The following is a 26,807-nucleotide window of genomic DNA, read 5'->3' as shown; positions in this document are numbered from 1 at the left end:
GTTGGGGCCAGCGCCCCTGCAAGAGTAGGTCGCTGCTAGGCAATAAACGAGCAGCCAGTTGCATTGGTGCAATTGGCTGCTTTCGTTTTTTGAGGAAAAAACGATAAGGACCCGCTCAATGTCTCTCTTCCTTTCATCTACTAGTATAGAATGTTAGCAATGTGGGAAACATAGAGGATGGGAGGTGGAGAGCGTGAGGACATCAATAGCAGACCGGAATCAACGCGAACATGTATGCATCGTTTGTGAACAGGAAAAAAAGGAAGGGATTTTCCTTTTTGGCCATTTTCTTTGTTTGGACTGCAACCGGGCGATTGTGCAAACGAATACGGACGACCCGAACTACTCGTTTTATGTGCGGCAGCTGCGCAAAATGTTTACATCGAAAATTCACTCGTAATCAGGGCCTGCATTTGGGCCTGTTTTTATTTGCGATTGACGCGACTCGTGCGTTTTTTCGGGCGTTTGTGATACTATATGTTTGATGTTTCTCCTGCATATCCCATGCATTTCGGCAGTCTGCCCGGATGATGGCCGTTCTGGGACAGACAGCAAGGAAAGAGGATGATGATGGATCAAACGAAAACTCCTTTATATGACGCTCTCGTGCACCATTGGGCGCGCCGCCCGGTTTCGTTTCATGTGCCGGGACATAAATACGGCGCTTTGTTTTCGAAACGAGGGAGAGATATGTTTGCGCCGCTGTTGGCGTTGGATGCGACGGAAATTTCCGGCTTGGATGACTTGCATCATCCTGAGTCGGTGATTGCCGAGGCGCAGGCGCTGGCGGCGGAGCTGTATGGCGTTAGGGAGACGTTTTTCCTTGTGAACGGTTCGACGGCAGGGAATTTGGCAATGATCGCCGCCGTGTGTGATGGAAAGAGGAAGAAAGTGATTGTACAACGCAATTGCCATAAATCGGTGATGCATGCATTGCAACTCATGGAAGCCACTCCTGTTCTACTTGCTCCCGAGTTTGATCGTGATGTGTGTGTCGCTTCGCACATTCGTCCTAAAGCGGTCAAAGAGGCGTTGGCGCTTCATGATGATGTTGCTGCGGTTGTATTGACGAACCCAAATTATTATGGAATGGCCGCCGATTTGACAGAAATCGTCCGTCTAGTTCATGAACATGGCATTCCGGTGCTGGTTGATGAGGCGCATGGCGCCCATTTCGTTGTCGGCCCCCCTTTTCCGACATCGGCGCTTCGCTATGGCGCCGATGTTGTCGTGCAGTCGGCGCATAAAACGTTGCCGGCGATGACGATGGGAGCGTTTTTGCATGTAAACAGCGAGCGGGTTGATCTTGAGCGGTTGAAATATTTTTTGCAGTTGTTTCAGTCAAGCAGCCCGTCTTACCCGATTATGGCGTCGCTCGATTTGGCGCGGAGTTATGTCGCCCAGCTTTCAAAAAGCGATGCGGCGGCGATCGTGGCAGAAATTGAGAAGTTTAAAGCAGCCTTGGCCGATATTGACGGGGTGGCAGTCGTTTGTTCCCGCCATTTTGGCGTACAGACCGACCCGCTGAAAGTAACGGTGCAGACGCGCTGTTCCTTGACCGGGTATGAACTGCAACGTTGGCTTGAGCGCGAAGGGGTGTTTGTCGAGCTTGCTGATCGAATGAACGTGCTTTTCGTTTGCCCGCTGGCGGTAACCGGGCGGCTTCAGGAAGCAGCGGAGAAAATCAAACGAGCGTGGCGCGATTTGCCAGATGGCGAGGCGCCGGTGTGTGACGCTTCGCCTTTTCTCGGACCGCTGCTATCGGTTTTAGTCCCGTATAATGAACTGCGCCATTTGCGGACAAAAGCTGTGGCGCTCGAGGAAGCTGAAGGACATATAGCAGCGGAAACGGTCATTCCATATCCGCCTGGGGTGCCGCTCGTGTGGGTCGGAGAACGGATCGGCAGCGGCCATATTGAACAGATCCGCCAGCTTCTTTGTCAGCGGGCGCACATACAAGGCGGAAGCCGGCTGAAAGATGGTCAGTTGGTTGTATACGAATAGGAAGGATGGAAAGGATGCCGCGAGTGATGAACGGATGCTTTTTTTCGTTTGAAGGGCCGGAAGGAGCCGGCAAAACGACGATGATCAGCAAATTGGAGTCGTTGTTGCGTGAGCGGGGGATTGACGTCGTGGCGACGAGGGAGCCGGGCGGGGTGCGCATTGCCGAGGCGATTCGCTCCATCATTTTAAACTGTGATTATACGGAAATGGACGGGCGGACGGAGGCGCTTTTGTATGCGGCGGCGCGCCGACAGCATTTGCTTGAGAAAATCGTGCCGGCGCTTGAGGCTGGGTGCGTCGTCCTTTGCGACCGGTTTGTTGACAGTTCCCTCGCCTACCAGGGATTTGCCCGCGGGCTTGGCATTGAGGAAGTATGGAAAATTAATGAGTTCGCTATTGATGGGTATATGCCGTCGCTGACGATTTATTTTGATATCGATCCGCAAATTGGGCTTGAACGAATCCGACGGAACCGCGGCCGGGAAGTGAATCGGCTTGACCTTGAAACGTTGTCTTTTCATGAGAAGGTGCGAGAAGGGTATCGGGAACTCGCTAGACGGTTTGCCGACCGCATTGTCGTCATCGACGCGAACCGCCCGCTTGATGATGTATTCGCCGAAACAACAGCCGCGGTGCTTTCCCGTTTGAAAGGAAGATGACAGCGCCATTTCCATGAATCCGACCGTGATGATTCCTAGCGGACATGATAGAATAGAAATAAGAAATCAAGGAAGAGTGATGGCGATGCGATGGGAACAGCTAGCGAAACGCCAGCCGGTGGTGGCGAAAATGCTGCAAAGCGGCTTGGAAAAAGGGCGGATTTCTCATGCGTACTTGTTTGAGGGGCAGCGGGGGACGGGCAAAAAAGCGGCCAGTTTGTTGTTGGCGAAACGTTTGTTTTGTCTGTCCCCAATCGGAGTTTCCCCGTGTCTAGAGTGCCGCAACTGCCGGCGCATCGACTCCGGCAACCACCCTGACGTCCGGGTGATCGGCCCAGATGGAGGATCAATCAAAAAGGAACAAATCGAATGGCTGCAGCAAGAGTTCTCGAAAACAGCGGTCGAGTCGGATAAAAAAATGTACATCGTTGAGCACGCCGATCAAATGACGACAAGCGCTGCCAACAGCCTTCTGAAATTTTTGGAAGAGCCGCATCCGGGGACGGTGGCGGTATTGCTGACTGAGCAATACCACCGCCTGCTAGGGACGATCGTTTCCCGCTGTCAAGTGCTTTCGTTCCGGCCGTTGCCGCCGGCAGAGCTCGCTCAGGGACTTGTCGAGGAGCACGTGCCGTTGCCGTTGGCGCTGTTGGCTGCCCATTTGACAAACAGCTTCGAGGAAGCACTGGCGCTTGCCAAAGATAGTTGGTTTGCCGAGGCGCGAACATTAGTGCTACAATGGTATGAGATGCTAGGCAAGCCGGAGCTGCAGCTTTTGTTTTTCATCCACGACCGCTTGTTTCCGCATTTTTTGGAAAGCCATCAGCTTGACCTTGGACTTGATTTGCTTTTATATTTATACCGCGATTTGTTGCATATTCAAGCCGGGCAGATGGACGGCGTGTTATACCGCGATCAGCTGGACCGCCTGCAACGATGGGCGCTTGCTTGCCCGCAGCGGCGGATTTTGGCTGGCATGGAAGCGATTTTACAAGCGAAAACGCGTTTAAATACAACAAATATGAGCACGGCGTTGCTTGTTGAGCAGCTCGTTCTTCAATTAAAGCGGTAAAGGAGGGAGAGCCGTTGTATACGGTAGTCGGCGTCCGTTTTAAAAAAGCAGGGAAAATTTATTATTTTGACCCTGGCGATGCCGTTATTCCCGTCGGCGAATTCGTCATTGTCGAGACGGTCCGAGGCATTGAGTACGGAAAAGTCGTCATCGCCAATAAACAAGTCGACGAAAACGACATCGTGCTGCCGCTCAAAAAAGTGATCCGCGTGGCGAATGAGAAAGATAAATGGGTTGTGGAAGAAAACAAAAAGGCGGCGCGCGAGGCGTATGACATTTGCTTGCGCAAAGTGGAGGAGCACGGGCTGGAAATGAAGCTCGTCGATGTGGAATATACGTTTGACCGCAATAAAGTGATCTTTTATTTCACTGCCGATGGGCGCGTCGATTTCCGCGAACTTGTGAAGGACTTAGCGTCGATTTTCCGCACGCGCATTGAGCTGCGGCAAATCGGGGTGCGCGACGAGGCGAAAATGCTTGGTGGCATCGGGCCGTGCGGCCGCATGCTTTGTTGTTCGACGTTTTTAGGCGATTTTGAACCGGTGTCGATCAAAATGGCGAAAGATCAAAACTTGTCGCTCAATCCAACGAAAATTTCCGGGTTGTGCGGCCGGCTGATGTGTTGCCTGAAATATGAAAACGAAGAGTATGAGACGGCGAAAGAACAACTCCCGGATTTAGGGGAATATGTCGAAACACCGCACGGCTTCGGCAAAGTCGTCGGCTTGAACATTTTAGAGCGGGTGCTGCAAATCGAGCTTCCAGAATTCGGACGGGTCGTCGAATATACACTCGATGAGCTGATGAAAAACGGGACGTTGTCCATTCGCGTCGCAGATTAATTTGGGGTGGGGCCAGTGGAAAAAGTAGATAAAAAAGAAGTGTTTCGATCAGTGGCCAATATGGAAGAGCAACTTAGTTATTTTTACCGCGAGCTGGTACAGCTGAAACAGCGCGTAACGGAGCTGTTAGAAGAGAATCACCAGCTGCAAATCGAAAATGCTCATTTGCGCCGTCGGCTTGAACAATTGTCAGAAGCATGGGAAGAAGGCAAACGAAAAGGGGACAAACATGGCAAAAAACTCATCGACATTGGCGAAGGGTATGACAATTTAGCCCGCCTTTACCAAGAAGGGTTTCATATTTGTCACATCCATTACGGAAGCATTCGCACCGAGGGCGATTGTTTGTTTTGCTTGTCGTTTTTGAACAAAAACTAAAGGCAGCGCCACCCTTTCCGTTTCGGAAAGGTTATTTTTTTCAATGGAGGATCGTGCGTCATGGTGGAATTGTACGAGGATGAACGGCTCGATTATTTGTTTAACGAAGAGCTCCGCATCATTCAAAGTCCATCTGTATTTTCGTTTTCCCTTGATGCCGTGCTCCTTGCTCATTTTGCCTATATGCCGATTCAAAAGGGGCAGATTGTTGATTTGTGCACGGGCAACGGGGTGATTCCCCTCTTGTTGAGCCGGCGAACAAAAGGGACGATCATCGGCATCGAAATTCAAGAACGGCTTTGCGACATGGCGAGGCGAAGCGTGCAATACAACGGGCTTGAAGGACAAATCGAGATCATACACGGCGACATTAAAGAAGCGCCGCAACGGATCGGTTACAGCCGGTACGATGTCGTCACGTGCAACCCCCCGTATTTTCCGGCAGTCGGCAAAGACGAACTGAGCAAAAATGAACATATCGCCATCGCCCGCCATGAAATTTATTGCACCCTAGAGGATGTGATTCGAGTCAGCAGCCAGCTGTTGAAGCAAGGAGGGAAGGCGGCGTTCGTCCACCGGCCCGGGCGGCTGCTTGACCTTGTGACGCTCATGCGCCAATACCGTCTTGAGCCGAAACGGCTCCGCTTTGTGTACCCGAAAGAGGGCAAAGAGGCGAACATGATTTTAATTGAAGGGACAAAAGATGCAAGCCCGGACTTAAAAGTGTTGCCTCCGCTTGTCGTGTATGATGAGAATAACGAATATACCGAGGAGACGAAGCGGATCTTATATGGCATTATTTCATCTTAAAGGGGCGGAACAAGGATGCTTTGGCAGCAAAAAAGTTTTACCGAACAAACGGAGCAAGGGACGCTGTACATCGTGCCGACGCCGATCGGCAATTTGGAGGATATGACGTTTCGTGCGGTTAGGACGCTTCAGGAAGCTGATGTCATCGCCGCCGAGGATACAAGGCAGACGAAAAAGCTGCTCGCTCATTTCGGCATTCATACGCCGCTCGTCAGCTACCATGAGCATAATAAATACGCGAGCGGCCGGCAGCTTGTCGAATGGCTGAAGGAAGGAAAAACGGTGGCATTGGTGAGCGACGCCGGGATGCCCGGCATTTCCGATCCGGGCTATGAGCTTATTGCTGCGGCGCTTGCCGAGCGCTGCCGCGTCGTCCCTCTTCCTGGAGCGAACGCGGCATTGACAGCGCTTGTCGCCTCCGGGCTGCCCACGGACCGCTTTTTGTTTGTCGGCTTTTTGAAACGGGCGAAAAAAGAGAAAAAAGAGCAGCTGCTGTCATTAAAAACAGCGGCGGAGACGTTAATTTTTTATGAGGCGCCCCACCGCTTGAAAGAAACGCTCGCTCTTATGTATGATATATTCGGCAATCGGCGCATCGCTCTTGGCCGCGAGTTGACGAAACGGTTTGAGGAGTTCATCCGCGGCGATTTAAGCGATGCGGTCGCCTGGGCGGAAGAACATGACATCCGGGGCGAATTTTGCCTCATTGTCGAAGGGGCGCGAGACGGGAAGAAACAAGAGCAAGAGGGAGAGGAATGGTGGCAGCCGCTTTCGCTTGTCGAACATGTCGATTATTATATTCGCGAGCACAGCCTTTCCGTCAAGGAGGCGGTGAAACAGGCGGCCAGTGATCGAAATATGTCGAAACGCGACGTTTATCGGCAGTATCATCAACAGCAAGAAGAAGAAAAAAAAGAGTTTCTCTGAAGCCAGAGAAACTTTTTTATTCTTTTTCTTTGTCTGTTGCTGCTTCTAGATGCTGTTGGATCTCCTGCAGCAAAATTTCCGCGCCTTCGCGGCTTAAAATGATTTTGCCGCCGGCCAGTTTGAAGTTGTCGTCCGACACTTCGCCGGTGACGACACACGTCATGTTCGGCTTATACTTTTTCAAAATGATGCGGTCATCGTCAACATAAATTTCCAACGCATCTTTTTCGTTAATATCCAACGTACGTCGCAGCTCAATTGGAATGACGACGCGGCCTAACTCATCGACTTTACGCACGATCCCTGTCGATTTCATCGTCGATTCTCCTCTCCGCAAAAAAGTTTTTTGTCGTTTATTCGTCAATATTCGACAAATTTCCTACAACCTAATCATATCAGTGTTTCCATTAAGCGTCAATCCTTTAATATGTAAAATTTAAAAAAAATGTATATTGTTATTTCAAAAAAAAGTTTGTTTAGAAAGAAAGGAGAAAACGAATGAATTTGCCCATCTAAACTCTATCCTTGTATAACAAATTCGCAGCGATGGTTGAAAACGCGGCCGTATTTTTGCCGGTTTGGGTATATTTTTTCAGCCCACGAGAAATAGATGTTTTTGTAGAATGAAAAAATTATGTAAAATAGAAGTAACGCCGCTCTCGTCGCCGGACGGGGGCTTTTGTGCTCAACAGTACGAGGGAGGGCCTAACCGATGGAGAAAAAAACGTTTTATTTGACGACGCCGATTTATTACCCGAGCGACCGCCTGCATATCGGTCATGCTTACACAACGGTGGCGGGGGACGCCATGGCTCGCTATAAACGGATGCGCGGCTACGATGTCATGTATTTGACCGGCACCGATGAGCATGGGCAAAAAATTCAGCGCAAGGCGGAAGAAAAAGGAGTAACGCCGCAGCAATACGTCGATGAGATCGTCGCTGGCATTCAGGAGCTATGGAAGAAGCTCGACATTTCCTACGACGATTTTATTCGCACAACGCAGGAGCGGCATAAAAAAGTCGTCGAACAAATTTTCACCCGTCTTGTCGAACAAGGCGATATTTATTTGGGCGAATATGAAGGCTGGTATTGTACGCCGTGCGAATCGTTTTACACTGAGCGGCAGCTTGTGGACGGCAACTGTCCGGACTGCGGCCGGCCTGTTGAGAAAGTGAAAGAAGAGTCCTATTTCTTCCGGATGAGCAAATATGTCGACCGCTTGTTGCAATATTACGAAGAAAATCCCGATTTTATCCAACCGGAATCGCGGAAAAATGAGATGATCAACAACTTCATTAAGCCGGGGCTTGAGGATTTGGCTGTGTCCCGGACGACGTTCGATTGGGGCATTAAAGTGCCAGGCAATCCGAAGCATGTCATCTATGTCTGGATCGACGCGCTTGCCAACTATATCACAGCGCTCGGCTACGGCACGGACAACGATGAAAAGTTCCGCAAATATTGGCCGGCGGACGTCCATTTGGTCGGCAAAGAAATCGTCCGTTTCCATACGATTTATTGGCCGATTATATTGATGGCGCTCGGCTTGCCGTTGCCGAAAAAAGTATTCGGCCATGGCTGGTTGCTGATGAAGGATGGAAAAATGTCCAAATCGAAAGGCAATGTCGTCGACCCAGTGACGCTCATCGACCGGTATGGGCTTGATGCGCTCCGCTATTATTTGCTGCGGGAAGTGCCGTTCGGCGCTGATGGCGTGTTTACGCCGGAAGGATTTATTGAGCGCATCAACTATGACTTGGCCAACGACTTAGGCAACTTGTTGCACCGTACCGTGGCGATGATCGAGAAATATTTCGACGGCGTTATTCCGCCATACCGCGGGCCGAAAACACCGTTTGACCAAGAGTTGGTGCAAACGGCGCGCAAAGTGGTGCGTCAATATGAAGAAGCGATGGAGGGAATGGAGTTTTCCGTCGCGCTCGCCGCTGTTTGGCAGTTGATTAGCCGGACGAACAAATATATCGATGAAACGCAGCCATGGGTATTGGCGAAAGACGAACAGAAACGGGATGAGCTTGCCGCCGTCATGACCCACTTGGCTGAATCGCTTCGCCATACGGCAGTGCTGCTCCAGCCGTTTTTGACGCGCACGCCGGAGCGCATGTTCGCTCAGCTCGGCATCACGGATCATTCATTAAAAGAATGGGATAGCTTGTACGATTTCGGCCTCATTCCGGAAGGGACAAAAGTGCAAAAGGGAGAACCGCTCTTCCCGCGCCTCGACATCGAAGCGGAAGTGGAGTACATTAAGGCGCATATGCAAGGGGGCAAACCGGCCGCCGAACCGGTAAAAGAGGAAAAAAAAGCAGCGGAGGCGGCGGAAATTTCGATTGACGAGTTCGCCAAAGTCGATTTGCGCGTCGCTGAAGTCATCCATGCGGAACGTATGAAAAACGCCGATAAGCTGTTGAAGCTTCAGCTTGACCTTGGCGGCGAGAAGCGGCAAGTGATCTCCGGCATTGCTGAGTTTTACAAACCAGAAGAACTCGTCGGCAAAAAAGTCATTTGCGTCGCCAATTTAAAACCAGCCAAGCTTCGCGGCGAATGGTCGGAAGGCATGATTCTAGCCGGAGGCAGCGGCGGGGAATTTTCGCTGGCGACGGTTGATCAACACGTGCCGAATGGAACGAAAATCAAATAACGGTTTGCTTGGCAGGGGGGTGTTGCGCTTGACACCTCCTTGTCGCTATTTTGTAATGGAAATGTTAACGAAATGTGACGTATGTAACCAATTTCTATGCTACACTTAACATCAAGGTGGAAAAGAGGGCATTCGTATGCTGTTTGATACGCACGCACATTTGAATGCAGTCCAATACGAAGAAGATTTGGAACAAGTCATTGAACGCGCCCGCGATGAAGGGGTTTCACACATTGTCGTCGTCGGGTTTGACCGTCCGACGATCGATCGGGCGATCGAGCTGGCCGAGCGGTATCCGTTTATTTATGCGGCGGTTGGCTGGCATCCGGTTGATGCGATCGAGATGACGGACGATGATTTGCAGATGATTGAACAGCTCGCCGCTCACCCGAAAGTCGTGGCGCTCGGCGAGATGGGGCTTGACTACCATTGGGATAAATCGCCGAAAGACGTGCAACAAGAGGTGTTCCGGCAGCAAATCCGGCTGGCTAAAAAGGTGAAGTTGCCGATCATTATTCATAACCGTGAGGCGACGGCAGATATTTTAAAAATTTTGCAAGAGGAAAACGCCGCCGAAATCGGCGGGATTATGCATTGTTTCAGCGGCAGCGTCGAGGTGGCCAAACAGTGCATGGACATGAATTTTCTCATTTCCCTTGGCGGACCGGTCACGTTTAAAAATGCGAAAAAACCGAAGGAAGTGGCGAAGGAGATTCCACTCAGCCATTTATTGATCGAAACCGACTGTCCATATTTAACGCCTCACCCTTTCCGCGGCAAACGAAACGAGCCGAGCTATGTCAAATACGTTGCCGAAGCGATCGCACAGATCAAAAACATTTCTTTTGCCGAAGTAGCGGAAACAACGGCGGAAAATGCCAAAAAATTGTTCGCCATCGACCGCTAAAATTAGGCGTCGAACAGCGGGGAAGCTTGTCGAAGGTGCGGCGAAGACGATAAAATTCTACAAATTCAGCCGATATGAGCCAACCGCGTGTCGACAAGTCTTCCTTCCTTTTTCACTGAATTTTCTGCATAATAGAGTATGCTCGTGCGTACATGTTAAAGGGAGAGGGGAATTCCGTAGAAAAAGGAGGCGTTCATCTGATGTTGCCGAATGGGAGGAAATGGCTGGACTTATGGAGGAAAAACGTGACCGTCACAGCGGGCGGGTTTCTCGCCATCTCCGCGACGACAGGGGTTGCTGGATATGAGATGGCCAAAGACGATGTGACGCTGATCAAAAACGGAAACAAACAAGAAATTCGCACTCATGCGAAAACGGTGAAAGAGCTGCTTGCGGAGCAAAACATTCAGCCGCGCAAAGAAGATTATGTTTATCCGTCCTTGCATTCGCCGATCACCGACGATCTCCATATTGTTTGGGAAGCAAGCAAAGAAGTGACGCTGACAGTCAATGGAAAAAAGAAAAAGATATGGACGACAGCCGATACGGTCGCGGAGCTGCTCCGTTCGCAGCACGTGGCGGTCGGGGCGTATGACAAAGTGGCGCCGGCGCTTTCGGCGAAAATTCAAAAAGGCATGGACATCGGCGTTGAAAAGGCGTTTCCAGTCCACGTCAATGTCGGCGGTAAACAACAGCAGGTATGGACAACTTCGACTACGGTCGCTGACTTTTTGAAGCAGCAAGGGATTCAGCTAGGTCAACTCGATCGGATAGAGCCCTCCTTGCATGAAACGGTCAAAGAACAGATGACCATTCGCGTGATCCGAGTAAAAAAAGTCACCGATGTAGTGGAAGAACCCGTCGACTTTGCCGTGGTGACAAAACGGGATGACTCATTGCCGAAAGGAGAGCGGCGCGTCATTCAGCCTGGAGAAAAAGGGATGGTTCAAAAAACGTATGAGGTGACATTGGAAAACGGCAAAGAAACGGCGCGCAAACTAATCGCTGTGAAAACGCTAAAAGAAAGCAAGGCGCGCATTGTCGCCATCGGCACGAAAACGGTGCGCCAAGCTGCCGCGCCCGACCGCCCGTCCTCGCGCGGCTCGGACCATGCCGCGAAGGAATTTTACGTCACCGCCACCGCCTACACTGCCTATTGTGCAGGCTGTTCAGGCATAACAAGCACGGGCATCAACTTGCGCAAAAATCCTTCCGCTAAAGTGATTGCGGTCGACCCGTCCATCATCCCCCTTGGGTCGAGAGTGTATGTGGAAGGATACGGATATGCCATTGCCGCTGACACCGGCTCAGGCATCCGCGGATATAAAATTGATGTGTTTTTCCCGGAACGGTCGGATGCGTTTCGTTGGGGCAGAAAGCGCGTGAAAATACGGGTATTGCCATAGAGATGCGATGGGAGAACGAAGCGGAGGGTTTTTTCCCTCTGCTTTTTTTCGCTATAATGGCATTGTGCCGCGACAATGCGCGCCGCTTCTGCTAAATTAGACGATGCAAACGGAAAAAAAGTTTCAGCGAAATTCAAAAAATAATAAGGGAATGAAGCGGCTTTCGGCGATGATTCGCCTTACTTTTGATTTTACCGGAAAGGAGGCATTGCAGAAATAGGAAAAAGGGACGATTCCGTTGTTTCTGCAATGGGAGGATGAAGATCAAAGAAGTGATCGTTGTGGAAGGAAAAGATGATACGGCGGCGATCCGGCGCGCCGTCGATGCCGATACAATCGAGACAAACGGAGCAGCAGTGGGCGCGGATGTCATTGAGCGGATCAAGCTGGCGAAAGAGCGCCGCGGCGTGATCATTTTTACCGATCCCGATTTTCCCGGCGAAAAAATTCGCCGCACGATTGCCGAACAGGTGCCGGGGTGCAAGCATGCCTTTTTGCCGCGCGAGGCGGCCAAAGCGAAAAACGGCAAGGGCATCGGGGTTGAGCACGCGTCCCCTGACGAAATCCGTCGGGCGCTCGCCAACGTGTATGAAGAGGCGTCGGATTGGAAGGAAGAAATTACGTTTGCTGAACTGATCGAGGCTGGGTTGATCGGCGGCGCGATGGCGCGCCGGCGGCGGCAGCGTCTTGGCGAGGAGCTGAAAATCGGCTATGCGAACGGTCGGCAGTTTCATAAGCGGCTGCAAGTGTTCCGCATTTCCCGTGATGCTTTTTATGCCGCGTTAGCGCACGTGATGCAGGAGGAGGCGGACGATGTATAAAGATATTGCAACACCGGGGCGGACGAAAGAAATTTTGGAGCGATATGGCTTTTCGTTTAAAAAGAGCCTTGGGCAAAACTTTTTGATCGATGCGAACATTTTGCGGAAAATCGTGGATGTTGCCGACATCTCCCCTGATACAGGAGCGATTGAAATCGGACCAGGCATCGGAGCGTTGACGGAACAATTGGCGCGGCGGGCGAAAAAAGTCGTCGCTTTCGAAATCGACGGCCGACTGTTGCCCATTTTGGCCGACACGCTGTCTCCTTATGACAATGTGCGCATCTTTCACCAAGATGTATTAAAGGCCGACTTGCATGCCGTCATCGCCGAGGAATTGGCTGATGTAAGCGACCGGATGGTCGTCGCCAACTTACCTTATTATGTGACGACACCGATCATTATGAAGCTGCTTACCGAGCGGTTGCCGATCCGCGGCATGGTCGTCATGCTGCAAAAAGAAGTCGCCGACCGTCTTGCCGCTAAGCCAGGGACGAAAGATTACGGCTCGCTGACGATCGCTGTGCAGTATTATACCGAAGCGGAAGTCATCATGACGGTGCCGCGCACCGTCTTTATGCCGCAGCCGAACGTTGATTCTGCTGTCATCCGGCTCGTAAAGCGGCAGCATCCGCCTGTTGTTGTCGACGATGAGGGCGTGTTTTTCCAAGTGGTGCGGGCAAGCTTCGCCCAGCGCCGCAAAACGCTGTTCAACAACTTAACAAACAATTTGCCGGGAGGAAAAGAGAACAAAGAGCAAATTGAACGAGTGCTCGTTGCTTTGGGCATTGACCCGCGCCGACGCGGAGAGACGCTTGACATCGCTGAGTTTGCTTCATTAAGCAACGCGTTGGCACCGCTTTTCGGCAAATGAAGGAGTCGTAAAGAAAGCGCTCCTCTGGGGGGCAGCGGTCTTTTCGTCAACCAAAGCCGTCCAAACAGGCGTCTATCACCTATTGTCCGCACGTGCATATCGTATGGATGACAACGATTATGCAATGGAGTGAGCGGTGATGGACGTCATTAAAATCGGCGATATTGTCGCCCGCAAGTCTTACCAATGTGATTTATTGTTCCGAGTGATTGATATGAAAGAAAAAAACGGCGAGTGGGAAGCGATTTTGTATGGTGAAGATGTGCGCCTCGTCGCGGACGCTCCGTGCAGCGATTTAGTCGTCATCGATGAGCAGGAGCAACAGGAACGGAAAAAGCGGGAAATCGAGCTGATCGAACAATCGTATCGGCTTTTTCGCCAAGATTATCAGGCGATCAAGCAAAAAGTCGAATATCGGGCGACCGGCGGATACCGGGTGGAGAAAGATTTTTTTCAAATTCCGGGGCGCGTCCTCCATTTGGATGGCGACCCGTTATATTTGCGCAAATGTATGGATTTGTATGAGCGGATCGGCGTGCCGGTGCACGGCATTTACTGCGAGGAAAGCGAAATGCCGGAAAAAGTTGGCTACTGGATCGAGCAGTTTCGCCCTGATATTTTAGTCATCACCGGGCATGATTCGTATTCGAAGTCAAAAGGAAAGGTGCATGAGTTAAAAGCGTACCGCCATTCGCGCCATTTTGTGCAAACGGTGAAAGAGGCGCGCAAAAAAGTGCCCCATTTGGACCAACTGATCATTTTCGCCGGCGCCTGCCAGTCGCACTTTGAGTCGCTCATCCGCGCTGGGGCGAATTTTGCCAGTTCACCAGCGCGGGTGAACATTCATGCTCTGGACCCCGTCTATATCGTTTCGCGCCTCAGCTTCACCCCGTTCACCGAAACGGTCGACGTATGGGATGTGTTGCGCAACACGTTAACCGGGGAAAAGGGGCTTGGTGGGGTGGAAACGAAAGGCGTGCTCCGCACCGGGATGCCGTTTCGCCTCATTGAGGATCGAGAGGAAAACCGCCGCAGTTGATGGGCGGTTTTTTCTATACGTCCGTCGCATTTTTTTACAAAAAAGTTCCACATCACACATAAAAAGAAGGATATTGTAGAAAAATATACATTGACAGAAATAAAAATGCCCTGATATAATTTTTATTTTTTGACTTTAGACATCATCTTTGTTATAATTACAAATAGTGAGGTGGATGATGAATGCCAAAGACTTTATCCGATATTAAAAAAACGCTGGATTCCAATATCGGGAAACGGTTGACGCTGCGGGCCAACGGCGGACGCAGAAAAATGATTGAGCGTTGTGGTATTTTGGCGGAAACATATCCATCCGTATTTGTCATTGAGCTGGATCAAAAAGAGAATTCGTTTGAACGCGTATCGTTCAGCTACGCCGACGTATTGACAGAGACGGTAAAGTTGACGTTTTGGGATGATGAGCAAGCAGGGGGGCAGTAGACAGATTTGTTTGCTGCTTTTTTGCTTTTTGTTTTTTGTTTTGTCATAAATAGGTGACGTGAACGACTCCCACTTCGCTTTGCTTGAAGCGGGAGTTTTCTTTCGGAACTATGATAAAACCGCCCCCTTTATTTCATACTAAAACTGCCGCAGCCGCCTTTTGCCCGGCCAAATGCAAAGCCGGCTTGTTGATGCGCCGGCGGGTTGCCAAACGTTTCATGCCATAGCGCCAATGAACATGGAAAGGGGTTGCTGACATTGGGTCGACGCCGCGGGATTATGTCGCAACGCTTGAAAGAAGAGCTGGCGAAAGAGTTGGGCTTTTACGATGTCGTGCAACGTGAGGGGTGGGGCGCCATCCGCGCGAAAGACGCAGGAAACATGGTCAGATTGGCGATTGAACGGGCGGAGCGGCAGCTGGCCGGAACAACGGAATAGCGCCGGCAGCGGGGCGTGTTGCGGCGAGGGTGTCCCGCGAACGGGGCGCCCTTTTTTTGCATACATATATTGTTTGGCGTCGTCGCCAGAACATGGTAATATGATAAAATGGGTTGACGAAAGAAAGGCGGATGAGACGGGGCAAAGACGGCGGAGACGGAAAGCAGCCGATGGATGCCGATCCGCTTATTCATGATTGCGCGTGGAAGTAGGTGAGGATGAGTGAGGTTGTCGATAAAAGCGCCGGCGAAAATCAATTTGTCACTCGACGTTCTTTATAAGCGCCCGGATGGTTACCATGAAGTGAAAATGGTGATGACGACGATCGATTTGGCCGATCGCATTGAGCTTGTCGCGTTGCCGGAGGAAGATGCGATCCGCATCGTTTCGCAAAACCGCTTTGTGCCCGATGATTGCCGCAACTTGGCGTATCAGGCGGCGAAGCTTCTTAAAGAGACGTTTTCGATCCGCCAAGGGGTGGCCATTTCGATTACGAAGCATATTCCGGTGGCCGCCGGATTGGCGGGAGGAAGCAGCGATGCGGCGGCGACGCTGCGCGGGTTGAACAAGCTTTGGCAACTCGGATTGACGCTCGATGAACTGGCAGAGCTTGGGGCGAAAATCGGCTCGGATGTCGCTTTTTGCGTCTACGGCGGAACCGCCTTGGCGACGGGGCGCGGGGAAGTCATCACTCCGATCGCTTCACCGCCGCCGTGCTGGGTTGTGCTGGCCAAGCCCCCGATCGGTGTATCGACGGCGGAAGTGTACCGAAACTTGGAACTTGAGCGTGTCAGCCATCCGGACGTCGATGCGATGGTGAGAGCGATCGAGCGGCAAGATTATGCGGCGATCTGCCGGTTGGTCGGCAATGTTCTTGAGGAAGTGACGTTGAAAAAATATCCGGAAGTCGCGCATATTAAAGAACAAATGAAGCGGTTTGGCGCTGATGCGGTGCTGATGAGCGGCAGCGGGCCGACCGTGTTTGGACTGATCGAGCACGATTCCAGAATGCAGCGGGTATACAATGGGTTGCGCGGCTTTTGTGACCAAGTGTTTGCGGTGAGAATGTTAGGAGAACGACATTCTCTTGATTAAACACGTACATTTTTGTTAAAATATATTTATAATATTCGGTTTCAGGAGGTCGGCTATGAAGCTAAGGCGAAGCGGCCGTTTAGTTGATATGACGCATTATCTTCTTGAACGGCCACATCAGCTCATTCCGCTGACATTTTTTGCCGAGCGGTACGAATCGGCCAAATCGTCGATCAGCGAAGATTTGGCCATCATTAAGCAGACGTTCGAGCAGCAAGGAATCGGAACCGTTCGGACGCTGCCCGGCGCTGCCGGCGGCGTGCAATACATTCCAAAAATGGATGCTGAGGAAGCGGAAGAAGTGGTTGCGTATTTGTGTGAACAACTGTCGCGTCCGGATCGGCTTCTTCCCGGCGGATATTTGTATATGACCGACATTCTTGGCGATCCCCGCATTATGAACAAAATCGGCCGCCTTTATGCGTCGATGTTTGCCGACCGTCCGGTGGATGTCGTCATGACGATCGCCACCAATGGGATTCCGTTCGCGTATGCCATCGCCAACTTTTTGTATGTGCCCGTTGTCATCGTCCGCCATGACAATAAAGTGACAGAAGGACCGATGGTAAGCATCAATTACGTATCCGGCTCGTCCAAACGCATCCAAACGATGGTCCTATCGAAGCGCAGCTTAGCGGAAGGAGCCAATGTGCTCATCGTTGACGATTTTATGAAGGCGGGGGGTACAATCAACGGCATGATCAGTTTGCTTCAGGAGTTTAACGGCAATGTCTCCGGCATTGGCGTGCTCGTGGAGTCGGAAGAGGCAAAAGAGCGATTGGTCGATGAATACATTTCGCTCGTCAAACTGTCCGAGGTGGATGTAAAAGAAAAGAGGATCTCTGTTAAGGAAGGCAATTACAAAGCGTTTTTGTAGCAGCTTGCTGCTTGACATAAAAATCAAGAAAGGAGACTGGCTCATGAGAAAAGTAGAGACAACGAAGGCGCCGCAAGCGATCGGCCCGTATTCGCAAGGCATCATCGTCAACAACATGTTTTACAGCTCGGGGCAAATCCCGCTCACCCCAGAAGGGGAACTGGTGAAAGGCGACATTCAGGCGCAGACGCATCAAGTGTTCCAAAACTTGAAAGCCGTATTGGAAGCGGCCGGAGCTTCGCTCGATACAGTGGTGAAAACGACCGTATTTTTAAAAAATATGGATGATTTTGCGGCGATGAATGAAGTGTACAGCCAATACTTCCCGAACCATAAGCCGGCGCGCTCATGCGTGGAAGTAGCCCGGCTGCCGAAAGATGTCCTTGTCGAAATTGAAGTCGTTGCCCTCGTTCCGTAATGATTAGCCCCACTTTTTCCCTACATAAAAATTTATAAAAAATTTTTCGAAAAAAGAAGGAAATGACTCGAACACGTGGAATTCATTACATCGAGTCTCATATAGGGGAAAAGGTGGTGAGCAAAATGGAAGTGACAGACGTAAGATTACGCCGCGTCAATACCGAAGGACGGATGAAAGCGATCGCCTCCATTACGTTGGACAACGAGTTCGTCGTCCATGACATCCGCGTCATCGACGGAAACAATGGGCTGTTTGTCGCGATGCCGAGCAAGCGCACACCAGATGGGGAGTTCCGTGATATCGCTCATCCGATCAATTCCGCCACGCGCGGGAAAATCCAGGAGGCGATCCTCGCTGAATATCACCGCCTCGGGAAGTTGGAAGAAGAACTTGAAGAAGCTGGCGCTTCGTAAACATATGAAAGGGAGCTTAGGTGAAATTCACCAAGCTCTCTATTTTTTTGAAAGCCGTATTGTTTCCTTGAAAAGTGCCACTGATTCATATATATTCAATTATGGATAAAAGGGTAATTGGAGGCCTTTCACATGAAACGATATGCGGTCATTTTGGCGGCCGGACAAGGGACGAGGATGAAATCGAAGCGGTATAAAGTGCTTCATCCCATTTGCGGCAAGCCAATGGTTCAGCACGTCATCGACCAAGTGTCAAAGCTTGGGGTGGAAAAAGCGATTGCGGTAGTGGGATTTGGAGCGGAACAAGTGAAAGAACAGCTCGGCTCCCAGTGTGAATATGCCCTGCAGGAGGAGCAACTCGGGACGGCGCATGCAGTCATGCAGGCGGCTCCGCATTTGCGCGGTCTTGAAGGAGTGACGATTGTCGTCTGTGGGGATACGCCGCTCATCACCGCTGAGACGATGGAGATGCTCATCGAGCATCATATGGCCGCCAAGGCGAAGGCGACCGTGTTGACGGCCATCGCTGATGATCCGTCCGGATATGGCCGCATTGTCCGCAACGAGGCTGGCCATGTCGAGAAAATTGTCGAACATAAAGATGCGAGCGAGCAAGAGCGGAACATCCGCGAGATTAACACAGGAACGTACTGTTTTGACAATGAGACACTGTTTCAAGCGCTTACAAAGGTGACGAATCAAAACGCTCAAGGCGAATATTATTTAACGGATGTGATTGAAATTATCAAAGCGGACGGCGGCGTTGTATCCGCCTATCAGGCGCCGTCGTTTGAAGAAACGATCGGTGTAAACGACCGCATCGCTCTCGCTGAAGCGGAGCGGATCATGCGTGCTCGCATTTGCCGTCAACATATGAAAAACGGAGTCACGATCATCGATCCGGCTTCCACTTATATTTCCGCCGAGGCGGTGATCGGGCGTGACACAGTCATTTACCCCGGCACGGTGATTGAAGGCGAGACAGTGATCGGTGAGGATTGCGTCATTGGGCCCAATTCGGAAATTAAAAATTGCTATATCGGCCATCGCACATCGATTCGCCATTCGGTCGCCCATGACAGCGAGATTGGTTCGGATGTGACGATCGGCCCGTTCGCCCATATTCGTCCGCTGTCAAAAATCGACGATGAGGTGCGGATCGGCAATTTCGTCGAGGTGAAAAAATCGACGTTTGGCAAAGGAAGCAAGGCGTCGCACTTGAGTTATATCGGCGATGCTGAAGTCGGCGCCGATGTCAATCTTGGCTGCGGGTCGATTACGGTCAACTACGACGGCGTGAATAAGCATATGACCAAAATCGAAGACGGGGCGTTTATCGGTTGCAACGTCAATTTGATCGCCCCTGTTACGGTCGGTCAAGGCGCTTACGTCGCCGCGGGATCGACGATTACAGACGACGTTCCCGGCCGCGCACTTGCCATTGCCCGCGCCCGGCAAGTCAATAAAGAACATTATGTTGATCGCCTGCCAGGCAAGAAAAAATCTTAGCGGAGGTCTATCATGTCTGACTGTCAGCATCAATTAAAATTGTTCGCTCTGAACTCGAACATGAAGTTGGCGAAGGAAATTGCAGAAGTCATGGGAATCGAGCTCGGCAAATGTTCCGTTTCCCGTTTCAGCGACGGGGAAATTCAAATCAACATTGAAGAAAGCATCCGCGGCGACGATGTGTTCGTCATTCAATCGACGAGCGTGCCGGTCAATGAGCATTTGATGGAGCTGCTTATCATGATCGACGCGTTAAAGCGCGCCTCGGCCCGCACGATCAATATCGTGATGCCGTATTACGGCTATGCCCGTCAAGACCGGAAAGCGCGTTCGCGCGAACCGATTACAGCGAAGCTGGTCGCCAACTTGCTCGAGACGGCCGGGGCGTCGCGCGTCATCACGCTTGATTTGCATGCCCCTCAAATTCAAGGATTTTTCGATATTCCAATCGATCATTTGATGGGTGTGCCCATTTTGGCGGATTATTTCAAAAGCAAACAATTGGAGGATATTGTCGTCGTCTCTCCGGACCATGGCGGTGTCACAAGGGCGCGCAAGCTCGCTGACCGTTTGAAAGCACCGATCGCCATTATTGATAAGCGCCGGCCGAAGCCGAACGTGGCGGAAGTGATGAACATTGTCGGGCAAGTGGCGGGGAAAACGGCTATTTTGATTGATGACATTATCGATACGGCCGGCACGATTACCCTTGCAGCCAACGCCCTCGCCGAGAATGGGGCGAAAGAAGTGTATGCATGTTGCACCCATCCGGTGCTGTCCGGTCCGGCGATTGAGCGCATCCAAAATTCCAGAATCAAGGAGCTTGTCGTCACCAATTCAATTGCCTTGCCAGAAGAGAAAAAAATTGATAAAATTGTAGAGCTGTCGGTGGCGCCGCTCATTGCCGAGGCCATTAGCCGCGTGTATGAAATGAAGTCTGTCAGCGTCCTGTTCGACTAACGCAGGAAAACATGTTTAGCCCTTCTTGTTTTAGGATAAAGTAGACAATAGATTCTAATTCAGGAAGGTGAGGAAACATGGCGATTGTGTTGGAAGCGAAGGAACGCGCAGACAAAAAACGTTCAACATTGCACCGCATTCGTTCACAAGGCGGCATTCCAGCGATTTTGTACGGCAAAAAAGTCGAAAACAAAATGATTTTCGTCAGCACTGCAGAGCTGGAGAAAGCGCTTCGTGAGGGCGGGCGCACAAGCTTGCTGACGCTGAAAGTCGGCGGTGAGGAACATTCCGTGTTGTTGCGCGAACTGCAGCGCGACCCGTTGCGCGGTCATCTTCTTCACGCTGATTTTCAAGCGGTTGACATGTCAACGGAGGTCGATATTGATGTGGAAGTCCGCTTGGTGGGTGAAGCGCCTGGCGTGAAAGACGGCGGTGTGCTGCAGCAAAACTTGCATGAGCTGTCGATCCGCGTCTTGCCGGCGAACATCCCGCCAGTGATTGAAGTGGACATTTCCGGCCTGCAAGTGGGCGATACCGTCACCGTGGGCGATGTGAAAACGGACGGCAAATTTGAAATCAATCATGAACCTTCCGAGGTGATCGCCACGATCTTGCCGCCGCAACAAGAGGAAGAAATCGATAGCGGCGAACAGCAAGAGGTAGGACAGCCTGACGCTGCGGAAGGAAGAGAAACGACGCCAGAAGAGTGACAGACGTAACCGTTTCGGTTACGTCTTTTGTAGTATCATGCAAAGAGAGGAGCGCGAGGATTGAAGCTGTTTGTCGGGCTCGGCAATCCGGGCAAGGAGTATGAGCAAACAAGGCACAATGTCGGCTTTTTCGTCATCGACGAACTGGCGAAGCGCTGGAATGTATCGTTAAAAACCGCTAAATTTCGCGGCTTGTTTGGAACGGCGTCCGTTTCTGGCGAAAAAGTAGCATTATGCAAGCCGTTGACATATATGAATTTATCAGGAGAATGTGTTCGCCCACTTATGGATTACTACGACATTGCCATCGATGATGTCATCGTCATTTACGATGACCTCGATCTCCCGCCAGGGAAAATCCGCCTTCGCTTAAAAGGGAGTTCCGGCGGCCATAACGGCGTCAAATCGCTCATTCACCACCTTGGCACCGAGCAGTTTAAGCGCATCCGCATCGGCATCGGCCGGCCGGCCGGCGGTCAGCCGGTCACGGACTACGTGCTAGGCCGATTTACAGAAGAGGAGAAACCGGCGGTGGACAAAGCGGTGCTGCGGGCGGCCGATGCGTGTGAACAGGCGGTGAAGGCGCCATTTATTCAAGTGATGAATGATTTTAACGAGTGAATATTTTCCTCTGAACTGGTGCACAATGTGAGTACGGGAGGCGGCCGAAGCGTCGGCTTTTCCTGCCTTGTGGACGGAACAGCAGGTGCCCAGTGAGGAGGTTGGCTTGAATGGCGCTACATTACTATTGCCGCCATTGCGGTGCAAAAGTCGGAACGATTGAGCAAATGCCGATATACAGCGAGAAACTGGGATTCCACCACTTAACGGAAGAGGAACGGCTCGAGATGATTTCGTATGAACCGAACGGTGACATTCATGTGAAAACGATTTGCGAAGACTGTCAAGAGGCGTTGGCGCGAAACCCGGAATGGCATCAATACGAAAAATTCATCCATTAAGGGCGGCTTTGGGCGACCAAAGCGTTTTTGCGTTTGCGAAAGAATAGTGAGACGGAAAGAAACTGGCGTTGAGAGGAGGGAGAATAGGGGTGCTTTCGTTGCATCGCTATTTAGCTGAAAACCAAGATGTCCGTACGATCATTGAAGGGCTCCATGTCCGTTTGAAGGAACAGCTTGTCGCCGGGCTGTCCGGATCGGCCCGGTCTGTTTTTATTTCCACGCTTTACAAGGAGACAGGCCGGCCGCTGTTAGTCGTGTCTCACAATTTGTTTCAGGCGCAAAAAATGTATGACGATCTCGTTTCGTTGCTCGGGCCGGAAGACGTGTTCCTTTATTCAGTGAACGAAGTGATCGCCGCTGAGATGGCGGTCGCCAGCCCGGAGCTGAAGGCACAGCGCTTAGAGATTATGAACCATTGGGTGCAAGGCGGAAAAGGAGTCGTCGTCTGCCCGGTCGCCGGCTTGCGGCGTTTGTTGCCGCCGCCGTCGCTTTGGAAGCAGTATTTGTTCACCTTCTCCGTTGGACAAGAGTTCGATGTAGAACGTTGTAAACAGAAGTTTGTGCAAATGGGGTACAAACGGGTCGGCACCGTTTCCGCCCCCGGAGAGTTCAGCGTCCGCGGCGGCATCATCGACATTTATCCATTGACCGCTGAGCTTCCGTACCGCATCGAGCTGTTTGATACGGAAATCGAATCGATTCGGACGTTCACTCCTGACGACCAACGTTCGCAAGGGCAAATCGAGCGCATCATGATCGGGCCGGCCGATGAAATCATTCTCGATGGTGAGACGCGGCGCCGAGGAATCGAGCGGATTGAAGCGGGACTTGCGTCGAGTTTGGAGACGATGAAAGATGAGGCCGCCAAACAGCGGATGTATGAACATATTCACGCTGAGCTTGAGCAATTGCGCGAGGGGCAGGAAATCGAGCAACAATATAAATATATGTCCCTTTTTTATGAAAAGGTTGCGAGTTTGCTAGATTACCTGCCAGAAGACGGCGTGCTGCTCATGGATGAAATGAGCCGGCTGCAAGAGGCGGCGGAACGGTTGGACCGCGAAGAGGCGGAATGGTATACGAGTTTGCTTGACGGCGGGAAAATGATTCATGGCGTGCCGCTTTCGCATTCGTTTTCTGAATTATTGCAAAAACATCGATTCCAGCGGGTATACTTATCGTTGTTTTTGCGCCATGTTCCGTATGCCCACCCACAAAACGTCGTCAATATTACGTGCAAACAGATGCAAAACTTCCATGGGCAAATGGCGCTTCTTCAATCCGAAGTCGAGCGATGGACAAAGGCAAACTATGCGGTCGTGTTTTTGGCGCCAAATGCAGAGCGGGTGAAAAAGCTGCAATCATTGCTTCAAGATTATGAGATTGACGCGCTGCCGCTCGCGCGCGATGCGGCTTTGCTGCATGGCAAATGCCAGCTCCTTGAAGGAGATTTAAATACCGGGTTTGAATTGCCGTTGCAAAAAATTGCCGTCATCACAGAAGAAGAGCTGTTCAAAAAACGGGTCAAACGCCCGGTGCGCCGGCAAAAGCTGTCCAACGCCGAGCGGATCAAAAGCTACGCCGAATTGCAAGTCGGCGACTACGTCGTCCATGTCAACCATGGCATCGGGAAATATTTAGGCATCGAGACGTTAGAAATCAACGGGGTGCATAAAGACTATATTCATATCCAGTACCAAGGCGGCGATACGCTGTATGTTCCGGTCGACCAAATCGATCAAGTGCAAAAATACGTCGGCTCGGAAGGAAAAGAGCCAAAAATTTACAAACTCGGCGGTTCGGAATGGAAAAAGGTCAAAAGGAAAGTGGAATCATCCGTCCAGGATATTGCTGAAGATTTAATCAAGCTGTACGCCGAGCGTGAGGCAAGCAAAGGATATGCGTTTTCGCCGGACACCGAGATGCAGCGCGAATTTGAAGCGGCGTTTCCGTATCAAGAGACGGAAGATCAGCTTCGGTCGATTGAGGAAATTAAGCGTGATATGGAGAGCGACAAACCGATGGACCGCCTCCTTTGCGGCGATGTCGGCTACGGGAAGACGGAAGTGGCGTTGCGGGCGGCGTTTAAAGCCATTATGGACGGCAAACAAGTGGCCTTTCTTGTGCCGACGACGATCCTAGCCCAACAGCATTACGAAACGGTGCGCGAACGGTTTCAAGGGTTTCCGATCAAGGTTGGTCTGTTAAACCGATTTCGCACGAAAAAACAGCAAGCCGAGACAATCAAAGGGTTGAAGGACGGCACGATCGATATGGTCATCGGCACGCATCGGCTGCTGTCGAAAGACGTGAAGTTTAAAGATTTAGGCTTGCTCATTATCGACGAGGAGCAACGGTTTGGCGTGGCGCATAAAGAAAAAATCAAGCAGCTGAAGGCGAACATCGACGTGCTCACCTTAACGGCGACGCCGATTCCGCGTACGTTGCATATGTCGATGATCGGCGTGCGCGATTTGTCGATCATCGAGACGCCGCCTGAAAACCGATTCCCGGTGCAAACGTATGTCATGGAATATACGCCCGAACTCGTCAAAGAGGCGATTGAACGTGAGCTCGCCCGCGACGGGCAGGTGTTTTTCCTTTACAACCATATTGAAGACATCGATTTGAAAGCGGAAGAAATCGCACAGCTTGTCCCGGAAGCGCGCGTCACTTACGTGCATGGCCGCATGTCGGAAACGGAGCTCGAATCGACCATTTTGGCGTTTTTGGAAGGGCAATACGATGTGCTGGTGACGACGACGATCATTGAAACGGGCATCGATATTCCGAATGTCAACACGCTCATCGTCTATGACGCCGACCGGATGGGATTGTCGCAGCTGTACCAGCTGCGCGGGCGCGTCGGCCGCTCCAACCGCGTCGCTTATGCGTATTTCACCTATCGGAAAGATAAAGTGCTCAATGAAGCGGCAGAAAAGCGGCTGCAAGCCATTAAAGAGTTTACCGAGCTCGGCTCTGGTTTTAAAATTGCCATGCGCGATTTGTCGATCCGCGGCGCGGGCAACATTCTTGGCGCCGAACAGCATGGCTTTATCGACTCGGTCGGATTCGATTTGTATTCGCAAATGTTGAAAGAAGCGATCGAGAAACGGCGCGGCATCAAGCGAGAAGACGAGCAGCCGGATGTCGTCATCGATGTCGAAGTCGACGCCTATATTCCGAGCACATACATTGCAGACGAATTGCAAAAGATCGAGATGTACAAGCGATTTAAGGCAGTGGAGACGCTCGAAGACATTGAGGAGCTGCGTGAGGAAATGGTCGACCGCTTCGGCGATTATCCAGATGAAGTTGCGTATTTGTTCCAAATTGCGGAGTTGAAGGTGTTGGCCAAGCAGCTTGGCGTCGAATCGATGAAGCAACATAAGCAGCAAATTGACATCTTGTTTACTGAACCGGCATCGAAAACGGTGGAAATCCAGCGTCTATCTGACATTGGACGCCGGCATGGCCGCTTATTCGGGTTTGGCATGGACGGAGCGAAGTTGAAAATTGTGCTCTATATCAAGGAAATGAAGCCGCACGAGTGGCTGATGATTTTAGAAGAGACGCTGCGGCGGCTGTCTGGGGTGGAAAAAGAGAAGTCGGTGACGGCATAATCAAGAAAAAGTTTTATGATGTTTATCGTTTCCTGCATGTGGCGATAATGAAGGATGGGCAATTTTATCTAAAATGGCCAAAATCACTTTCATCACGTATAGAACGTGGATTGTGAAGGATACTAATGACAACAATGGTGAATTCCCCATTGCAAGGGTTCATCGGAGTATCCTTCAAATCCTAGATGAAAGTGAGGGTATACAAGGCATGAAAGCAACCGGTATTGTTCGTCGCATTGATGATTTAGGGAGAGTTGTTATTCCGAAGGAAATTCGCAGAACGTTGCGCATTCGCGAAGGAGATCCGCTCGAAATATTTGTTGACCGCGATGGAGAAGTCATTTTGAAAAAATATTCGCCGATCAGTGAATTAGGCGACTTTGCCAAAGAGTACGCCGAAGCGCTGTTTGACAGCCTCGGCCAGCCTGTGCTCATTTGCGACCGCGATGTATACATCGCTGTCGCCGGCGTTTCGAAAAAAGAGTATATGAACAAAAGCGTCAGCCCGTTGGTGGAAAAAGCCATGGAAGACCGCAATTCCATCCTCCATACGGAGGAAGGGGAAGTCGAGCTCGTTGACGGGATGACGGAAACGTTGAAATCGTATACGATCGGCCCGATTGTCGCCAACGGCGATCCGATCGGAGCCGTCATCATTTTATCGCGGGAGAAAACGCTTGGTGAAGTGGAGCATAAAGCAGTAGAAACAGCCGCCAGCTTTTTGGCTCGACAAATGGAACAATAGGCGAAACAACAAGGCAGCTTCACAGGCTGCCTTTTTTTCCGCCCGGCAAATGGGGGCGAGATGCCTTGAATCCCGGAATCGCTTCCACATCCTGCTTTTTTCGTCCGCCTGGCTTGCGGAACAGCGCATGAAGCCGTGCGAGTTGACCATCACCTTTGTCCAACAGGCGGAAGTTGCGCTATAATATCGAGCGTAGCCATCATGGCGCTT

General features: G+C 51.1%; 28 protein-coding genes. 27 read left to right on the top strand and 1 reads right to left on the bottom strand.

Annotation, left to right across the window (positions count from 1 at the left end; genetic code table 11):
* Positions 1-193: 193 nt before the first annotated feature.
* The 8 genes from ETR37_RS05285 to rsmI all read left to right on the top strand — a co-directional run bounded on the left by ETR37_RS05285 (position 194) and on the right by rsmI (position 6,692).
* On the top strand, positions 194-400 hold the full coding sequence (locus tag ETR37_RS05285) for a sigma factor G inhibitor Gin (protein ID WP_011229538.1): 207 nt from the start codon (positions 194-196) through the stop codon (positions 398-400).
* A 170-nt stretch (positions 401-570) separates the two neighbouring features.
* Positions 571-2,004, top strand: a complete 1,434-nt coding sequence (locus ETR37_RS05280) for an aminotransferase class I/II-fold pyridoxal phosphate-dependent enzyme (RefSeq protein WP_033006942.1) — start codon at positions 571-573, stop codon at positions 2,002-2,004.
* Positions 2,005-2,030: 26 nt separating this feature from the next.
* On the top strand, positions 2,031-2,663 hold the full coding sequence (tmk, locus tag ETR37_RS05275; protein WP_033006941.1) for a dTMP kinase: 633 nt from the start codon (positions 2,031-2,033) through the stop codon (positions 2,661-2,663).
* A gap of 79 nt (positions 2,664-2,742) precedes the next feature.
* Positions 2,743-3,735, top strand: a complete 993-nt coding sequence (gene holB / locus ETR37_RS05270; protein ID WP_012820431.1) for a DNA polymerase III subunit delta' — start codon at positions 2,743-2,745, stop codon at positions 3,733-3,735.
* Between the two features lie 14 nt (positions 3,736-3,749).
* Positions 3,750-4,577, top strand: coding sequence for a PSP1 domain-containing protein (locus ETR37_RS05265; protein WP_011229542.1), 828 nt, complete (start codon positions 3,750-3,752; stop codon positions 4,575-4,577).
* A gap of 15 nt (positions 4,578-4,592) precedes the next feature.
* Positions 4,593-4,955 carry a DNA replication initiation control protein YabA gene (yabA, locus tag ETR37_RS05260; protein ID WP_011229543.1) on the top strand — a complete coding sequence of 121 codons (363 nt, stop codon included), beginning with the start codon at positions 4,593-4,595 and terminating at the stop codon, positions 4,953-4,955.
* Positions 4,956-5,015: 60 nt separating this feature from the next.
* Complete coding sequence (locus ETR37_RS05255) at positions 5,016-5,765, top strand: tRNA1(Val) (adenine(37)-N6)-methyltransferase (RefSeq protein WP_012820433.1); 750 nt, start codon at positions 5,016-5,018, stop codon at positions 5,763-5,765.
* 15 nt (positions 5,766-5,780) lie between these two features.
* Entirely contained in the window at positions 5,781-6,692 is a 912-nt protein-coding gene (rsmI, locus tag ETR37_RS05250; RefSeq protein WP_011229545.1) for a 16S rRNA (cytidine(1402)-2'-O)-methyltransferase, read from the top strand.
* A 16-nt stretch (positions 6,693-6,708) separates the two neighbouring features.
* Here rsmI and ETR37_RS05245 read toward each other — a convergent pair whose 3' ends face one another.
* The gene (locus ETR37_RS05245) at positions 6,709-7,008 is read right to left on the bottom strand and encodes a transition state genes transcriptional regulator AbrB (RefSeq protein WP_011229546.1); all 300 of its coding nucleotides are present in this window, start codon (positions 7,006-7,008) and stop codon (positions 6,709-6,711) included.
* Between the two features lie 396 nt (positions 7,009-7,404).
* Here ETR37_RS05245 and metG point away from each other — a divergent pair, with 396 nt between their 5' ends.
* From metG to spoVT, 19 genes are all read left to right on the top strand, one after another.
* On the top strand, positions 7,405-9,357 hold the full coding sequence (metG, locus tag ETR37_RS05240) for a methionine--tRNA ligase (RefSeq protein WP_129447005.1): 1,953 nt from the start codon (positions 7,405-7,407) through the stop codon (positions 9,355-9,357).
* Positions 9,358-9,493: 136 nt separating this feature from the next.
* Positions 9,494-10,264, top strand: a complete 771-nt coding sequence (locus tag ETR37_RS05235) for a TatD family hydrolase (protein ID WP_011229548.1) — start codon at positions 9,494-9,496, stop codon at positions 10,262-10,264.
* Between the two features lie 200 nt (positions 10,265-10,464).
* The gene (locus tag ETR37_RS05230; RefSeq protein ID WP_015373700.1) at positions 10,465-11,670 is read left to right on the top strand and encodes a G5 and 3D domain-containing protein; all 1,206 of its coding nucleotides are present in this window, start codon (positions 10,465-10,467) and stop codon (positions 11,668-11,670) included.
* Positions 11,671-11,927: 257 nt separating this feature from the next.
* On the top strand, positions 11,928-12,491 hold the full coding sequence (gene rnmV, locus ETR37_RS05225; protein WP_014194568.1) for a ribonuclease M5: 564 nt from the start codon (positions 11,928-11,930) through the stop codon (positions 12,489-12,491).
* Positions 12,484-13,365, top strand: a complete 882-nt coding sequence (gene rsmA / locus ETR37_RS05220) for a 16S rRNA (adenine(1518)-N(6)/adenine(1519)-N(6))-dimethyltransferase RsmA (protein ID WP_011229551.1) — start codon at positions 12,484-12,486, stop codon at positions 13,363-13,365. The genes rnmV and rsmA overlap by 8 nt, the downstream gene beginning before the upstream one ends.
* A 139-nt stretch (positions 13,366-13,504) precedes the next feature.
* A complete protein-coding gene (gene yabG / locus ETR37_RS05215) occupies positions 13,505-14,404 on the top strand; it encodes a sporulation peptidase YabG (protein ID WP_011229552.1) in 900 nt (299 codons plus the stop codon).
* 182 nt (positions 14,405-14,586) lie between these two features.
* Positions 14,587-14,844, top strand: a complete 258-nt coding sequence (gene veg / locus ETR37_RS05210; protein WP_011229553.1) for a biofilm formation stimulator Veg — start codon at positions 14,587-14,589, stop codon at positions 14,842-14,844.
* A 258-nt stretch (positions 14,845-15,102) separates the two neighbouring features.
* Positions 15,103-15,282: a small, acid-soluble spore protein, alpha/beta type gene (locus ETR37_RS05205; protein ID WP_013143961.1), complete on the top strand. Its 180-nt coding sequence runs from the start codon at positions 15,103-15,105 to the stop codon at positions 15,280-15,282.
* Between the two features lie 222 nt (positions 15,283-15,504).
* Entirely contained in the window at positions 15,505-16,377 is an 873-nt protein-coding gene (ispE, locus tag ETR37_RS05195) for a 4-(cytidine 5'-diphospho)-2-C-methyl-D-erythritol kinase (protein ID WP_015373701.1), read from the top strand.
* Positions 16,378-16,432: 55 nt separating this feature from the next.
* The gene (gene purR / locus ETR37_RS05190) at positions 16,433-17,254 is read left to right on the top strand and encodes a pur operon repressor (protein ID WP_015373702.1); all 822 of its coding nucleotides are present in this window, start codon (positions 16,433-16,435) and stop codon (positions 17,252-17,254) included.
* Between the two features lie 43 nt (positions 17,255-17,297).
* Positions 17,298-17,672 (top strand): RidA family protein, encoded by a 375-nt coding sequence (locus ETR37_RS05185; protein ID WP_011229557.1) that lies wholly within the window; start codon positions 17,298-17,300, stop codon positions 17,670-17,672.
* A 125-nt stretch (positions 17,673-17,797) separates the two neighbouring features.
* Positions 17,798-18,088 (top strand): septation regulator SpoVG, encoded by a 291-nt coding sequence (spoVG, locus tag ETR37_RS05180; protein WP_003247437.1) that lies wholly within the window; start codon positions 17,798-17,800, stop codon positions 18,086-18,088.
* 132 nt (positions 18,089-18,220) lie between these two features.
* Complete coding sequence (gene glmU / locus ETR37_RS05175; RefSeq protein WP_011229558.1) at positions 18,221-19,597, top strand: bifunctional UDP-N-acetylglucosamine diphosphorylase/glucosamine-1-phosphate N-acetyltransferase GlmU; 1,377 nt, start codon at positions 18,221-18,223, stop codon at positions 19,595-19,597.
* Between the two features lie 12 nt (positions 19,598-19,609).
* Complete coding sequence (locus ETR37_RS05170; RefSeq protein ID WP_011229559.1) at positions 19,610-20,557, top strand: ribose-phosphate diphosphokinase; 948 nt, start codon at positions 19,610-19,612, stop codon at positions 20,555-20,557.
* Positions 20,558-20,634: 77 nt separating this feature from the next.
* On the top strand, positions 20,635-21,267 hold the full coding sequence (locus tag ETR37_RS05165) for a 50S ribosomal protein L25/general stress protein Ctc (RefSeq protein ID WP_020754006.1): 633 nt from the start codon (positions 20,635-20,637) through the stop codon (positions 21,265-21,267).
* A gap of 60 nt (positions 21,268-21,327) precedes the next feature.
* Entirely contained in the window at positions 21,328-21,888 is a 561-nt protein-coding gene (pth, locus tag ETR37_RS05160; protein ID WP_011229561.1) for an aminoacyl-tRNA hydrolase, read from the top strand.
* Between the two features lie 110 nt (positions 21,889-21,998).
* Positions 21,999-22,229, top strand: coding sequence for an anti-sigma-F factor Fin (gene fin, locus ETR37_RS05155; protein WP_011229562.1), 231 nt, complete (start codon positions 21,999-22,001; stop codon positions 22,227-22,229).
* Between the two features lie 89 nt (positions 22,230-22,318).
* Positions 22,319-25,852: a transcription-repair coupling factor gene (mfd, locus tag ETR37_RS05150; protein WP_060788331.1), complete on the top strand. Its 3,534-nt coding sequence runs from the start codon at positions 22,319-22,321 to the stop codon at positions 25,850-25,852.
* A gap of 208 nt (positions 25,853-26,060) precedes the next feature.
* Positions 26,061-26,597: a stage V sporulation protein T gene (spoVT, locus tag ETR37_RS05145; RefSeq protein WP_011229564.1), complete on the top strand. Its 537-nt coding sequence runs from the start codon at positions 26,061-26,063 to the stop codon at positions 26,595-26,597.
* Positions 26,598-26,807: the final 210 nt, after the last annotated feature.

This window comes from Geobacillus sp. PK12 (assembly GCF_004123125.1).
GTDB lineage: Bacteria > Bacillota > Bacilli > Bacillales > Anoxybacillaceae > Geobacillus > Geobacillus zalihae.
This window is presented reverse-complemented; position numbering and strand designations above follow the sequence as displayed.